Here is a 15012-nt window from a genome sequence, read left to right as displayed (position 1 = left end):
ACTTATGAAACGATATAAACATATTAGCCTCTTCCTTGTTAGTGTGATCTTCTTATCCTGTGGTAAGAGTGAATCTACAACCAAAGATGCAGAAGTACACGATGACTTAATTATTGAGATCACCAAAGAGCAGTTTGAAAAATCCGGGCTTAAGCTCGGAGGACTTGAAGAAGCAAGCTTTTCTGAACAGTTTCAGGTCACGGGCATGGTAGATGTTCCTCCAGAAAACAGATCAACAGTTAGCTCATACTTTGATGGTTATGTTTCCCAAACGCATTTATTGGTTGGAGATGAAGTCCAAAAGGGTGACCTCTTGGTCAGGTTGAAGCATCCCGATTATTTAAAGATTCAGCAAATGTACGTGGAGAGCCTAAGTAATTATGAATTTCTAATGTCGGAATTTGAGCGTAAAAGAAATTTGTTTGAGGATCAGGTGATCTCACAAAAGGTATTTCAGTCGACTAAAAACGATTTTCTTCAGGCTCAGGCAAAATTTAAAGCAATGGAAGAACAGCTCAAATTGATGAATCTGAACCCCAAAGCAGTAGCAGAAGGAAAGTTAACCTCAGAAATTTCAATCTATTCTCCAATAGATGGTAAGATTTCTAAACTAAATGTGTCGCAGGGTAAATTTCTAGCTCAGTCTGATATGATCATGGAAATTTTAGATTTAGACCACGTACATCTGGAACTCGATGTCTTTGAAAAAGACATTCTAAAAGTCAATCAGGGAGACACGCTAAGTTTTCAAGTGCCAGAAATTTCGGAGGAGATTTACAAGGCTTACGTGAAAGTCATAGGAGCTGAAGTAACCGAAAACAGAAGCCTGAGAATTCATGCGCATCCTAAACGAGAAGATGTCGATTTTGCTGTTGGTATGTACGTGAATGCCTATTTTGATTCTAGTACAGAAACTCATCTGGCCTTACCCGAAACTGCATTTTCTGAAGTGGACAATGAGATGTTTCTTTTAAAACTGGAGTCTCAATCTGCAGATCGATACCAATTTGAAAAAGTTGAGGTTCAAACGGGAGATCCGCAGAATGGAATAAGACCCATTTTAAATGCAGCAGAAATAAATACTGAAGCTCAGTATTTAACCCAAGGTGCTTTCGATATTCTTACTTCAGGAGGCGGAGGACACGATCACTAATATGTTAAATTATAAGCTTATTAAAAAAGCCATTTCTGAATTTAGAAATGGCTTTTTTGAATTTATAAACTAAACAGCTTATCTTAAAATAGTCTCTTTACGATCTGGGCCTACAGAGACAATTTTGATAGGCACATGGAGTTCATCTTCGATAAACTTTATGTATTCTTTCAATTCTTTAGGTAAAGCTTCGAAACTATCATGTTTAGTGATATCTTCTTTCCAGCCTTTAAATTCCTTATAAACAGGCTCTAGATTGTCAGCCTCAATATTGAAGGGTAAATGATTTATTTCATCGCCCTTATACTTATAAGCAGTGCAAACTTTAAGTGTTTTAAAGCCACTTAACACATCCCCTTTCATCATCATGAGTTCAGTGACTCCATTAACTTGAACCGCATATTTTAAAGCGACTAAATCTAACCAGCCACAACGCCTTGGACGGCCAGTTGTGGCACCAAATTCATTACCCACTTTTGCCATTCTGGCTCCGTCTTCATCAAAAAGCTCGGTTGGAAAAGGACCGCTTCCAACTCTCGTAGTATAAGCTTTAAAAATTCCAAATACATTTTGAATTTTATTGGGAGCGATTCCTAACCCAGTACAGGCTCCTGCCGCAGTGGTATTGGAAGAGGTAACGAAAGGATAAGTTCCAAAATCAATGTCCAAAAGTGAACCTTGAGCCCCTTCAGCTAATATGGTTTGGTTGTTGACTTGAGCCTGATGAAGATACTCCTCAGAATCAATAAAAGTGAGAGACTTTATAGATTCTACAGCTTCAAAAAACTCCTGCTCGAGTTCCTTTAAGTTGTATTGAACATCTACGTTGTAGAATTCTATTAATGCCTGATGTTTGTTGGCTAACTGTCTGTATTTTTCTTTCCAATTATCAAATTCAAGATCTCCAACACGTATGCCGTTACGTCCAGTCTTATCCATATAAGTTGGACCGATACCTTTTAAAGTAGAGCCGATTTTAGCCTTTCCTTTTGAAGTTTCTGAAGCGGCATCCAGAAGCCTGTGTGTAGGCAAGATCAAGTGAGCTTTTCTGGAAATCAAAAGACTATCTTTAAAATCTAAATTAAATTTAGCCAAAGCTTCAATTTCTTTCTGAAAGATCACTGGGTCGATCACCACACCGTTTCCTACGACATTCACCGCCTCCTTGTGAAAAATACCTGAGGGGATAGTATGCAAAACGTGCTTGATGCCATCAAATTCTAAAGTATGTCCTGCGTTAGGACCTCCTTGAAATCTCGCAATAATATTGTAATTTTGGGTGAGATAGTCAACAATTTTTCCTTTGCCTTCATCTCCCCACTGGAGTCCAAGTAGTAAGTCTACTGCCATGTTTTAGTCTGTCTTTGGTTGGTTTCTTGTTCCGTAGAAGTATAAAGAATGGCGATCGATAGATATCTCGAACACCTCCTCTATGGTTTTTTTTATGGATTCAATTCTTGGATCACAAAACTCAATTACCTCTCCTGAATCGGTAAGAATGACGTGATCATGTTGTTTATCAAAATAAGATTTTTCGTACTGAGCTTGATTTTTACCAAACTGATGTTTTCTTACCAAACCACAATCTAGTAATAAATCTATAGTGTTGTAAAGTGTGGCTCGGCTGACGCGATAATTTTTGGTCTTCATCTTGATGTATAGAGATTCTATATCGAAATGATCATCACTTTCGTAGATCTCTTGAAGTATTGCGTAACGCTCTGGGGTCTTTCTATGTCCGTTGTTTTCTAAGAACTTAGTAAACACGTTTTTAACAACTGCTAAATCATTTTTCAAATTATCTTTATTTACCATGATTACAAAAATATGCTTTTATTCACGCTTAACCTTATCTATTCCATCGATTTTTTTCAATCTTTCCATCAGCGTAATTAATATAGATTTATTTTTTACTTTAACTACCAATTTTCCTTCAAACACTCCATCATTACTTGAAAAAGCAATACTTAAGATATTAACATGAAGGTTTTTTGAGATTTCATTGGTGATGACACTTACTAATCCTAAGTCATCAATACCAGTAAGCTTTATGCTAGCACTAAACTCTTCCTGAGTAGAATCGATCCACTTGGCTTTTAAAATTCTGTAAGCATAGTTGCTCTGCAGAGATATAGCATTAGGACAATTCTTTTTATGAACTTTAATACCATCCTTTATAGTGGTGAATCCAAACACTTCATCCCCTGGTATAGGGTTACAGCAGGCTGCCAGTTTATAATCAAGCTTTTGTTCATCATCTCCAAAAACCAATTGGTCGTAGTTATTTGAAACGTCGTCCGCATCTTCAACCTCTTTCTTTGTTGGAGATCTTCTCATTTTATTTTTAAAGAAGGATACCAGAGCATTACTTCGCGAGGCAGCATAATCCTTTATCTGTTTATTATCGATAGAGCCAATACCAACTCTATAAAATAAGTCCAAACTTGTCTTTAGTTTAAAGAAAACAACCATTTCATTGACCGTTCGCTCACTTAAACTAACTTTTTGAGATTTTAATTTTCTTCTTAAAATCTCTTTTCCTTCTTCAGCAATTAACTTTCTTTTTTCTCTTAGAGCTGATTTAATTTTGGTCCTTGCTCTGGCCGTGGTAGCATAATCCAGCCAGTTTTTAGTAGGTTTTGCTGTGGATGAGGTTATGATTTCGACCTGATCACCACTTTTTAAAACTCGACTCAGGGCGACTATTTTACCATTCACCTTAGCCCCTCGCGTCTGGTAACCAATATCGGTATGGATAGCAAAAGCAAAATCCAAAACCGTTGCACCTTTAGGTAAAGATTTGAGATCTCCCTGAGGGGTGAAAACAAAAATTTCTTTAGAGTATAAATTCAGTTTAAATTGTTCTACAAAATCAACTGCATTCATCTCGTTATTTTCCAAAGCTTCCTGCAAACGATTAAGCCATAAGTCTAAGCCCTGTTCATCCTGTGCTTCTCCTTTGTGCTTGTATTTATAGTGAGCTGCATAGCCTTTCTCTGCAATTTCATTCATGCGTTCGCTTCGAATTTGCACCTCTACCCAACGCCCTTTTGGTCCCATAACAGTGATGTGCAACGCTTCGTAGCCAGTGGTTTTAGGAGAAGAAATCCAGTCTCTTAATCGGGTGGGATTTGGCCTAAAATAATCTGTGACGATGAAATAGATCTTCCAGGCCAAAAACTTTTCGTTTTCTGGTGTGGAAGCATAGATAATACGTACCGCAAACTTATCATAGATCTCTTCAAATGAAATATTTTGATTTAAAATTTTCTTTCGAATCGAGTAGATAGACTTAGGCCTCCCTTTTATTTCAAAGTCGATATCTTCTTTGTTTAATGCAGACGAAATAACCTTAGCAAAATCATCTATGTATTCATCTTGCTCCTCTTTACTCTCTTTGATTTTAGCTAAAATGTCGTTGTACACCTCAGGCTCCGTATACTTCAAACTGAGGTCTTCCAATTCGGTTTTGATATTATAAAGTCCTATCCGATGGGCTAAAGGAGCGTAAATGTAAAGTGTCTCGCTCGCAATTTTTACCTGCTTATCTGAACGCATAGCATCCATGGTCTGCATATTATGAAGTCGATCTGCAATTTTTATAATGATCACCCTAATATCGTCGTTTAAGGTGAGCAACATCTTTCTAAAGTTTTCTGCCTGCATGGAGATATCTCCGTCTTTCTTAAGACTGGAAATTTTTGTTAAACCATCGACAATTCTAGCCACTACTTCACCAAACATCTGTTCGATATCAGACAGAGAATACTGGGTATCTTCTACGACATCATGAAGAAGTGCAGAAGCGATGGAAGTGGCATCCAAGCCTATCTCGTAGGCTACAATTTTAGCAACGGCGATAGGATGAAAAATATAGGCCTCCCCAGACTTTCTTCTCTGGTTTTTATGAGCTTCAACTGCGGTTTCAAAAGCTTTACGAATCAACTTTTTATCCTTGCTACTTAACGTCCTGTAACTGATGCGTAGTAACTCTTTGTACTCCTTTGTAATCTCCTTATTTTCCTGCTCTAAATAAGCATCCGTGATCTCCATACTAATCGAAACTTATAAAAATGAAATTACAAATTATTTTCCAAATTTTTAATCCTTTTAGATAAAGGAGGATGTGAATAGTGAAAAAAAACATAGGCGGGGTGTGGCGTAAGATTGCTGAGACTTTTCTTAGATAATTTTTTCAAAGCATCAATAAGAAAAACAGATGAAAAAGTTGTTTTAGCAAAATCATCAGCTTGGTATTCAAATTTTCGCGATAGGAAATTAGTAACAAGACCCGTTATTAATGAAATTGGAGCATATAAAAAACTGAAGGCTACCAAACCAATATGAAATGATACTTCCTCGACTCCAAGTGCTTGAGCTAAAATAGGCTCACTAACGAACAGTGAAAGCAACCAAAGGGTGAGTCCTAAAAATAAGGTAGAAACCAAAAGATTGATTAGAATATGATTCTTTTTATAGTGACCAACTTCGTGGGCTAATACTGCAACGATCTCATCATCCTCCAGATCATCAAGTAATGTATCAAATAGCGTTATCCTTTTCTCTTTGCCAAAACCCGAAAAGTAAGCATTGGCTTTTTTACTTCGTTTAGAACCATCGATCACAAAAATATTTTTGAGTTCAAAATTTAATCGTGTGGCATAACCTTCAATCTTACTTCTAAGCGCTCCTTCTTCTAATGGACTTTGTGTATTGAAAATAGGAACAATAAGCTTTGCATAAAACATATTAGTAAAAATGCTAATTGCTGTAATGAATATCCAGGTATACCACCAAAAATCTCTTCCCACCACCTGGTAAAATAAGATAATTAAGCCTAAGACAATTCCTCCAACTATAACAGTGAGTAGCATAGATTTGAGTTGGTCTATCCAAAAAAGAGCTTTGGTTGAGGTATTGAAACCATACTTCTCCTCTATGACAAATGTGGAATAATAGCTGAATGGAAGACTCAATATTTCGCTGGCGAAAAATAATATTCCGAAAAAAACAAGCGAAATACCTATTGAGCTATCAAAGATTTGTTTTGCAAGTGTATCTAATTTCTCAAAGCCTTCAAAACTCAAAAAAAGAACAATCAGGATAAAAGAAAAAGCGGATTGAAAAAGTCTAAGCTTAAATTTATCTTTCTTGTAATTTTGTGATTTATAATACTCTTCATCATCGTAAAGCTGACCGATTTCTGGAGGGATTTGAGTATCGAACCGACTAAAGTTAAGGTAATCCAAGAAAGTCTCAAGTAGGAAGTTGAAACAGATAATACCTAAGATGAAGTAAAAGATAAGTTGCGGAGTCATTCTCACAGATTTTTGACAAATCTAAATCATGATTTTTGAATTTTATGCTATCTAGGTTGTCATATTCATTAATAGATACTAAATTTGCTTGAAAGCAATGCGAAAGTTGTAGATGAGTAAATTGGTATCAAGCGTTGAATCTTTAGAACTTAATTTAAAAAAATTAATTTCAGACTATAGACGCCTTAAAGATGAACATCATCAGTTAAAGGTCCAATTTAGTTCAAAATCAGAAAGTATTTCTGAATTGCATTCAGAAATAGAACGATTACAACACGAGAACAAAACACTCAGAACAGCCAATGCAATGCTAGGCAGTAACGAGCATACTAAAGAAACTAAGTTAAAAATAAATAGTTTAATTAAAGAAATAGATAACTGTATCATTCAATTAGCAGAATAAAATGGCTCAACAAGGTAAACTCAAGATTAAATTATCAATAGCAGATCGTGTTTACCCATTAACCATAAGACCGGAACAAGAAGAAGGCCTCAGAAAGGCTGCTAAGCGAATCAATGGTGTCATAAAAAAGTTTGAGCAGGATTATGCAGTAAGAGATAAGCAAGATGTTTTAGCCATGAGTGCTTTACAATTTGCTGCAGAAATTGAGCAAAACCAATTATCTTCCTCTTCTGAATTAAAACAAGTGGAAGTAAAACTTGAAGAACTCGATGAAATGCTTAAGCAACAATTAAACTAACGTTCATTACATAAATCGACACTGCCTGTATTAGTCGTACCTTTTTGATAAACTCAACATTTACTAATTAAAAAGGGTGAGTTTCAGTTGTTAAAGCAAGCCGCCACTTCGGTGCAGCGGATCCTTGATCAGCTGGGTATCCCTAAACCTGTTTACACGGAGTTTTATACAAAACTAGGCTAATACAGGCTTTTTTTATATATACACAATTATGGAAATTACATTTATTATAATAGCAGCTGTAGCCGGGCTTATCATCGGTTTTATTATTTCAAAGTCAATTGATAGTAAAAGTGCTAAAGGAACGCTGCAAAATGCTGAAAAAGAGGCTGAAAAAATCCTAAAAGAAGCTGAAAAAGAAGGGGAAAGCATCAAAAAAGATAAAATTCTTCAGGCTAAAGAGAAGTTTATCGAGCTAAAATCTGAACATGAGAAAGTCATTCTCAACAGAGATCAAAAGATAAGTGAGGCCGAAAAACGAACAAAAGATAAAGAATCTCAGGTCTCTAGTGAACTCTCCAAAAACAAGAAGCTCAACAACGAACTCGAGGAAAAGCTTAAAGATTATAAGCACAGGAATGAATACCTAGAGAAAAGACAGGAGGAAATCGATAAAATACTTCATCGTAAGATAAAGCAACTCGAAGTGGTTAGTGGTCTTAGTGCCGATGATGCCAGAACTCAATTGATGGAATCTCTCAAGGAAACCGCAAAAGCCGACGCGATGCAGATGGTACAGGATACCGTAGAAGAGGCGAAACTTACTGCACAGCAAGAAGCTAAAAAAATTGTCATTAATACGATTCAACGTGTTGGTACAGAAGAAGCTATTGATAATTGCGTCTCTGTATTTAATCTTGAAAGCGACGATGTAAAAGGTCGAATTATTGGTCGTGAGGGTCGAAACATCAGAGCTATTGAAGCGGCCACAGGGGTCGAAATCATAGTGGATGATACCCCGGAAGCTATTATTTTGTCTTGTTTTGATTCTATACGCCGAGAAGTCGCAAGACTTTCACTCCACAAGCTGGTAACCGATGGAAGGATTCACCCGGCCAGAATTGAAGAAGTGGTTAAAAAAACAAGAAAATCTATTGACGAAGAAATCATTGACATAGGTAAGCGAACCATCATCGATTTAGGAATTCATGGCTTACACCCAGAATTAGTCAAAATGGTTGGTCGGATGAAGTACAGATCTTCTTATGGTCAAAACTTACTTCAACACTCCAGAGAAGTCGCTAAATTATGTGGCATTATGGCTTCAGAATTAGGTCTTAACCCTAAACTGGCTAAGCGAGCAGGTCTACTTCACGATATTGGTAAGGTGCCCGAAACTGAAACCGAGCTGCCACACGCCATTTTAGGAATGCAATGGGCAGAAAAGTACGGTGAGAAACCAGAAATTTGTAATGCTATTGGTGCTCACCACGATGAAGTAGAAATGACTTCTCTTTTATCTCCAATTATACAAGTCTGTGATGCCATCAGCGGCGCAAGACCTGGAGCTAGACGACAAGTGTTAGATTCTTATGTGAAGCGTCTTAAGGACTTGGAAGACATTGCTTTTGGGTTTGGAGGAGTCAAGAAAGCTTATGCTATCCAGGCTGGTAGAGAATTAAGAGTCATTGTAGAAAGCGAAAAGGTAAGTGATGATAAAGCTTCAGCCTTATCCTTTGAAATTTCACAAAAGATACAAACTGACATGACCTATCCAGGACAAGTGAAAGTAACGGTGATAAGAGAAACACGAGCAATTAATATCGCTAAATAAATCTTCAATTTAGCAATAATACTGAAGTTGAATAGCCAAATATGTCTCATATTTGGCTATTATTTTTAAAAACAAAACATAATTGTTATGAAAAAAACAATTTTAGTGCTTGCATTAGTTTTAGGCTTATTCAGTGCTAATGCTCAAGATGGCATTGAAAAAGGTACCATTTTAGTTGAAGCCAATACTGGAAATGCAATGATTGGAACCACTAGTTTTAGTTTTGCAAGTTCAGATGGATCAACAGAATATAGTCTAGGCTTAGATGGTGGTTATTTTATAGCCGAAAATTTAGCTTTAAAAGCTGGACTAGGTTATCAAGGATTCAATCCAGATCAAGGTGAAAATGTCAGTGCTTTTTCTTACAGATTAGGAGCCAAATATTATCTCGCTAATCAATTTCCTATTACTTTAGATTTAACTGGTGCAAGTGGAGACGGTGCAGAGAATTTTATTGGCGAAACTCCTTTATGGCTTGGTCTAGGTGGAGGGTATGCATGGTTTATTACTGATAGTATTTCCATTGAACCTGGTTTAAGGTATAATTTCTCTTTAAATGAAGACTTTTCTGATGAAGGAATTTTCCAATTGAACATCGGTTTTGCTTTATATTTCTAGTTGGGTAAATTCCAAAATAAAAAAGGGCAGTTTCATATGAAACTGCCCTTTTTTACTTTTACCTAAGATCAGATTAAAACTGCTCCCTTCCTGAAAAATGAAAGTAGCTTTCAATAGAAGCATTTTCATCGCTATCGCTACCATGAATGGCGTTTTCACTAATAGAAGCCGCAAATTTTTTACGGATCGTACCTTCTGCTGCTTCCTCTGGATTAGTCGCTCCAATTAATGTTCTAAAGTCGTCTACTGCATTTTCTTTTTCTAAAACAGCTGCAACGATAGGTCCGCTTGTCATGTATTCTACGAGTTCTCCGTAAAATGGTCGTTCTTTATGAACTTCGTAAAAAGATTTGGCATCGTTCTCTGTCATTTGCGTCATTTTAAGCGCAACGATTTTAAATCCTGAGCCAGTAATTTGTTTTAGGATATCACCAATATAGCCTTTAGACACTGCGTCTGGCTTAAGCATGGTAAATGTTTTGGTTCCTGCCATCGTAATTTATTTTATTTTGAGTGCAAAAGTAATCATTTTATAAGACTTTGAAATGGCTGCTTAAGGCCTAAAGTTCAAATTCAAACGCTGAAGTACTCGACCATCTTTAGTAGATTTAATTTTAATCTCAGCAGTTTCATTTATCAGATCTAAATCAACGATACCATAACTTGTTTCAGCAGTCACCTCTCCAACCCTATACGGATTAGGTTCACCGTCAAAAGAGGCATAAGCATGTGTAAGTCCACTAGAGGTAAAATCTGTAAGTGGATAATCCAGGCCTTCAATTGGTTTTTGAGAAAATTCAGAAATATGCCGATCTCCACTTAAAAATAGGATATTCTTTAAATCATTATCGATCAAAAACTGTTGTATCTTAAGAACTTCATGCGGAAAATTACCCCAAGTTTCGAAGCCGTGCTGGTTAGATAGGAATTGAATGCTACTTACAAAAATATTGAAGTCTGCTTCAGAAGATTTCATCTCGTCTTCCAGCCATTTCCATTGCTGATTTCCTAACAACGTTGAATCTGTGGATGTATGAGGCTGGTACCGCAACTCAGGATTGTCGGCCTCCAGAAGTCCATCTCTAAAATACCTCGAATCCAACATATAAATTTTGATGTCGTGTTCGCCTACAGAAAAGTTTTTAGCATAATAAGTTCCTGCTCTTTGAGCTATTTGGTGACTAGAATCCATTTCAAAGAAGTCCATAAACATAGCCTTTGACTCTTCTTTGTAGGTCCATTCCTTGCCAGCATCATTTTTACCATAATCGTGATCATCCCAGACCCCTAACACAGGATGAGGAAGACTTTCTACAAAATTTCTGTAGAAGTCGTTGGTTTTTTGGACAGTATACATGCTATCCATCTTTCTCATGTCTCTAGTATCGGCATAGATATTATCTCCACCCCAAATAAATACATCTGCAGTGTCTCTTTGAATAACCGACCAGTAAGATTGTGACTTATCTTGCCGATTACAACTTCCAAGCGCTATTCTAAAGGTCGATTGAAGTTTATTTTCATTTGAATTTTCAGTTTGTTCCTTCTCTGAATTTGATTTGCAAGCTATGATGGACAATACCAACAAAAAGACTGAAGTGTAAAAAATTTTCATTATTAATTATTTTGTACAAAACTAGAAATTACAGTGTTACCGCATTATTAAGAATTTGTACATTTGATGCCTATGAGAAAAAACACAATTAGTGAGCTTAAACATCACCTAAGTACCGATTCAATTGTAAGTATACTAGGTCATAAAAATCCGGATGGCGACGCCCTAGGGTCTACTCTCGGACTCTCCTTATTTTTGAAAACATTAGGAATAACATCTCAGGTAATCATGCCAAATACTTTTCCAGAATTCTTGAAATGGCTTCCTGCAGTAGATTCTGTATGGTGCTTTGACTCAGACCAAGAGAAATGTGAAGAGCAGCTTAAAAATTCAGATATTGTTTTTACACTGGATTTTAACAGCTTAAATAGAACTGGAGATTTGGGAGCTTTTCTAGCCACTCTAGATACTAGGTATGTAATGATAGACCACCATCAGGAACCATCAGATTATGCTGACTTTATGCTTGTAGATACCAGCATTGCCTCTACTTGTGAATTGGTCCATGAATATATAGTTACTCAATATCCAGAAGCCAAACTTTCCGAAGACATTGCAACTTGTCTTTACACTGGTATTATGACCGATACAGGATCTTTTAGATTTCCGTCTACTACGAGCAAGACCCACAGAATTATTGCAGACCTTATTGACGCCGGAGCGGATAATAGTCAGATTCATCAAAATACCTTTGACAACAATGCTGTAAGCCGATTAAATCTGCTAGGCAGAGCACTTCAAAATTTGAAAGTGATTGAGGATTTAAGTACAGCTTATATCTACTTATCACAGGATGAATTAAACACTTATGGTTTTAAGAAGGGGGACACAGAAGGCTTCGTTAATTATGCTTTATCTTTGAAAGGTATTAAATTTGCCGTTATCTTTATCGAAAATAAAGCAGATCAAATTATTAAAATTTCTTTCAGGTCCATTGGAGATTTCGATGTCAATACCTTTGCTAGAACCCACTATCATGGCGGAGGACACAAAAATGCAGCAGGTGGAAAAAGTGATCTAGATCTGAGCTCAACTTTAGCAGAATTTGAAAATACATTGAACACATATAAAGAACGACTTACATGAAGCCTCTTTTACTAGTATTATTGTCTTTATTCATGTTTACAGGCTGTAAATCGCCTGAGCCAAGAAAACCAATCAGTAGAGCATCTAAAAGTTTTACCAATAAGTCATTAAAAATAAATAAGGCGATTGTAAAGAAAGAAGAAGCTTACATAAAGGAGATGATTCAAAAAGATTCAGCAAATACTTACATTACCTCAGCCGATGGATTTTGGTACTATTATAACACGAAGTCCAACGATAGCATTACCCCTCAGTTTGGTGACGAAGTTGAATTCAATTATAATCTGCTTACTCTTCAGGGCGACACCATTTATTCGAGGAAAGAAATTGGAGAGCGGGCGTATATAATAGACAAAGAAGAAATATTCACAGGGCTAAGACAAGGATTAAAATTGATGAAAGAAGGAGAAACTGTTACCTTTCTTTTCCCATCTCATCAAGCTTACGGTTATTATGGAGATAATGATAAGATAGGAACTCATGTCGCTTTGAAGTCTACTGTAACACTCAACGAAATTAAACCTGAAATTAAATAAATTATAAACAATGAAAACATTCAAATTATCGCTTATTGCACTGGCAGCATTATTAATTTATAGTTGTTCTTCTCAATATCCAGATTTAGGGGACGGTCTCTATGCAGAATTTAAAACCTCTGAGGGAGATTTTGTAACTGAATTACACTACGAAAAAGTTCCTATGACTGTAGGAAACTTTGTTGCCCTAGCTGAAGGAGAACATCCTGGCGTTGATGAAGAGTTTAAAGGGCAAAAATTCTATGACAGTATCATTTTTCATAGAATTATAGATGGCTTTATGATACAAGGTGGAGATCCCTCTGGGACGGGACAAGGTGGCCCTGGATATAAATTTGCTGATGAAATTGATACCACATTAACTCATAAAAAGGGCGTATTATCTATGGCAAACGCTGGACCAAACACCAACGGCAGTCAGTTTTTTATCACTTTGGTTCCAACTCCGCATCTAGATGGTAGACATAGCATCTTTGGAAAGTTAGTAGAAGGGAATGCTGTAGTGGACAGCATTGGTAAAGTAGAGACTCAAAAACCTGGAGATCGACCTGTAGAAGATGTAGTCATAGAAACTATAAATATCATAAGAAAGGGTAAGAATGCCAAAAACTTTGATGCAGTTCAGGCTTACACTGAAGGTGTAGAGCAAGCTGAAGCTGCTGCAGTAGAAGCCGCCAAAGAAAGACAAGCCAAATTCGAAGAGGCAAGTGAAGGCTTTGATGAGACAGAAAGCGGACTTCGTTATAACATCACCAAAGAAAACCCAGCTGGAACCGCACCGAGTGCAGGTGATATGGTAAAAGTACATTACACCGGATATTTACTTGATGGAACCAAATTTGATTCATCTTACGATAGAAATCAACCTTTAGAATTCGCCGTAGGAACAGGAAGAGTGATTCCAGGTTGGGATGAAGGTATTATGTTGCTTAAAACAGGGGAAAAAGCTGAATTGGTTATCCCTTCAGAACTCGCATATGGAGCTAGAGCCAATGGTCCTATACCAGCAAATTCTATCTTAAAATTTGAAGTCGAACTTGTAGAAGTTGTAGAACAATAGAACCCTAAAAATCTTAATTTAGACCATGAATTCACTATCATCTTTAATGCTAGGAGCTTTTGTATTGCTCCTATTCAGTTGCTCTTCAGAATATTCTGATCTGGATAATGGACTTTATGCTGAATTTAAAACCACCAAAGGAGACTTCATAGCAGAATTATATCAACAAGATGTTCCCATGACTGTTGCTAATTTCGTGGCTTTAGCAGAAGGGATACATCCTTTAACAGAAAAGCGATATAGCGGAAAACCATTGTATGATAGTTTAATCTTTCATAGAGTAGTTAAAGACTTTGTAATTCAAGCAGGAGATCCGCGAGGCACTGGAAGAGGAGGACCAGGTTTTAAATTTCCAGATGAAACTAGGGAAGATTTGACCTTTGATAAAAAAGGAATTTTATCTATGGCTAATAGCGACTTAGAGGAAACAAAAATACCTTACGAGAATCTTGGTAAAACTAACGGTAGTCAATTTTTCATAACTTTAAAACCAGCTCCAAGATTGAATGGTCTTTACTCTATTTTTGGGAAAGTCATCCATGGACTCGAAGTTGTAGATTCTATAGGAGCCGTAAAGACAAATAGAGCTGATCGCCCTTTAGATAAGATTTTTATTAATAAGGTTAATATTATCAGGAAAGGAGAAGAAGCTCAAAATTTTGATGCTATTAAGGCTTTTGAAGCGGGTTTGGTTAGACATGAAACAAAACTCAAAGATGAAGCTAAAGCTAGAGAAAAATTAATTAACAAAATTTCTCAAGGCTTTGAAGTTGCAGAGAGTGGCTTAAGATATAGGCTAGACAAAGAAGTTGAAGGTGGAAAACATCCTAAAAAGAATGATATTTTAAAAGTTCATTACGAAGGATATCTTACAGATGGGACAAAGTTTGACTCTTCATATGATAGACAGCAACCTTTGCAATTAGAGCTTGGTGTGGGAGAAGTTATTCCAGGCTGGGATGAAGGCTTAAAACTTTTAAAACCTGGTGAAAAAGCAAGATTTATAATCCCTCCTGAATTGTCATACGAAGATAGATCTGTTGGCCCTATACCACCAAATTCAATACTTATATTTGATGTTGAACTAATTGAAATTATTGAAGATTAGTTTTATTGATAAGGTTATAAAAAGGGCAAGTTAAAAACTTGCC

General features: G+C 36.5%; 15 protein-coding genes and 1 other RNA gene. 10 read left to right on the top strand and 6 right to left on the bottom strand.

Going from position 1 to position 15012, the window contains the following annotated elements; translation table 11 throughout:
- Positions 1 to 4 precede the first annotated feature (4 nt).
- Positions 5 to 1153 (top strand): efflux RND transporter periplasmic adaptor subunit, encoded by a 1149-nt coding sequence (locus tag F598_RS0105690; RefSeq protein WP_019038061.1) that lies wholly within the window; start codon positions 5 to 7, stop codon positions 1151 to 1153.
- Between the two features lie 78 nt (positions 1154 to 1231).
- Here F598_RS0105690 and F598_RS0105685 read toward each other — a convergent pair whose 3' ends face one another.
- The 4 genes from F598_RS0105685 to F598_RS0105670 are packed head-to-tail and all read right to left on the bottom strand — an operon-like array spanning position 1232 to position 6471.
- A complete protein-coding gene (locus tag F598_RS0105685) occupies positions 1232 to 2503 on the bottom strand; it encodes an adenylosuccinate synthase (protein WP_020684116.1) in 1272 nt (423 codons plus the stop codon).
- A 3-nt stretch (positions 2504 to 2506) separates the two neighbouring features.
- Positions 2507 to 2968, bottom strand: coding sequence for a Fur family transcriptional regulator (locus F598_RS0105680; RefSeq protein ID WP_019038058.1), 462 nt, complete (start codon positions 2966 to 2968; stop codon positions 2507 to 2509).
- Between the two features lie 18 nt (positions 2969 to 2986).
- Positions 2987 to 5206 carry a RelA/SpoT family protein gene (locus tag F598_RS0105675; protein WP_019038057.1) on the bottom strand — a complete coding sequence of 740 codons (2220 nt, stop codon included), beginning with the start codon at positions 5204 to 5206 and terminating at the stop codon, positions 2987 to 2989.
- Positions 5207 to 5232: 26 nt separating this feature from the next.
- Positions 5233 to 6471 carry a M48 family metallopeptidase gene (locus tag F598_RS0105670; protein WP_019038056.1) on the bottom strand — a complete coding sequence of 413 codons (1239 nt, stop codon included), beginning with the start codon at positions 6469 to 6471 and terminating at the stop codon, positions 5233 to 5235.
- Between the two features lie 112 nt (positions 6472 to 6583).
- Between F598_RS0105670 and F598_RS0105665 the strand changes: the two genes are divergently transcribed.
- The 5 genes from F598_RS0105665 (at position 6584) to F598_RS0105650 (ending at position 9564) form a co-directional block, all read left to right on the top strand.
- The gene (locus F598_RS0105665) at positions 6584 to 6874 is read left to right on the top strand and encodes a hypothetical protein (RefSeq protein WP_019038055.1); all 291 of its coding nucleotides are present in this window, start codon (positions 6584 to 6586) and stop codon (positions 6872 to 6874) included.
- 1 nt (position 6875) lies between these two features.
- The gene (locus tag F598_RS0105660) at positions 6876 to 7172 is read left to right on the top strand and encodes a cell division protein ZapA (RefSeq protein WP_019038054.1); all 297 of its coding nucleotides are present in this window, start codon (positions 6876 to 6878) and stop codon (positions 7170 to 7172) included.
- Between the two features lie 51 nt (positions 7173 to 7223).
- Positions 7224 to 7337, top strand: a non-coding RNA gene (ssrS, locus tag F598_RS15065) — 6S RNA.
- Between the two features lie 46 nt (positions 7338 to 7383).
- Positions 7384 to 8946 (top strand): ribonuclease Y, encoded by a 1563-nt coding sequence (gene rny, locus F598_RS0105655; protein WP_019038053.1) that lies wholly within the window; start codon positions 7384 to 7386, stop codon positions 8944 to 8946.
- Positions 8947 to 9033: 87 nt separating this feature from the next.
- A complete protein-coding gene (locus F598_RS0105650) occupies positions 9034 to 9564 on the top strand; it encodes an outer membrane beta-barrel protein (RefSeq protein WP_019038052.1) in 531 nt (176 codons plus the stop codon).
- 73 nt (positions 9565 to 9637) lie between these two features.
- On the opposite strand, the gene F598_RS0105645 is transcribed toward F598_RS0105650, so the two are convergent.
- Positions 9638 to 10057: a nucleoside-diphosphate kinase gene (locus tag F598_RS0105645; RefSeq protein ID WP_019038051.1), complete on the bottom strand. Its 420-nt coding sequence runs from the start codon at positions 10055 to 10057 to the stop codon at positions 9638 to 9640.
- Positions 10058 to 10117: 60 nt separating this feature from the next.
- Positions 10118 to 11179, bottom strand: coding sequence for an alkaline phosphatase D family protein (locus F598_RS0105640; RefSeq protein WP_019038050.1), 1062 nt, complete (start codon positions 11177 to 11179; stop codon positions 10118 to 10120).
- Positions 11180 to 11251: 72 nt separating this feature from the next.
- On the opposite strand from F598_RS0105640, the gene F598_RS0105635 reads away from it, so the two are divergent.
- The 4 genes from F598_RS0105635 to F598_RS0105620 are packed head-to-tail and all read left to right on the top strand — an operon-like array spanning position 11252 to position 14969.
- Entirely contained in the window at positions 11252 to 12265 is a 1014-nt protein-coding gene (locus F598_RS0105635; RefSeq protein WP_019038049.1) for a DHH family phosphoesterase, read from the top strand.
- Positions 12262 to 12801, top strand: a complete 540-nt coding sequence (gene gldI, locus F598_RS0105630; protein WP_019038048.1) for a gliding motility-associated peptidyl-prolyl isomerase GldI — start codon at positions 12262 to 12264, stop codon at positions 12799 to 12801. Before F598_RS0105635 ends, gldI begins: the two co-directional genes overlap by 4 nt.
- A 10-nt stretch (positions 12802 to 12811) precedes the next feature.
- A complete protein-coding gene (locus tag F598_RS0105625) occupies positions 12812 to 13861 on the top strand; it encodes a peptidylprolyl isomerase (RefSeq protein WP_019038047.1) in 1050 nt (349 codons plus the stop codon).
- Between the two features lie 25 nt (positions 13862 to 13886).
- Positions 13887 to 14969 (top strand): peptidylprolyl isomerase, encoded by a 1083-nt coding sequence (locus F598_RS0105620; protein WP_033408411.1) that lies wholly within the window; start codon positions 13887 to 13889, stop codon positions 14967 to 14969.
- The last annotated feature ends 43 nt before the right edge of the window (positions 14970 to 15012 follow it).

The sequence above is a fragment of the Psychroflexus tropicus DSM 15496 genome (assembly GCF_000378765.1).
Classification (GTDB): Bacteria; Bacteroidota; Bacteroidia; order Flavobacteriales; family Flavobacteriaceae; genus Psychroflexus; species Psychroflexus tropicus.
The sequence above is the reverse complement of the archived record's forward strand: the minus strand, read 5'-3'. Positions and strand labels throughout refer to the sequence as shown.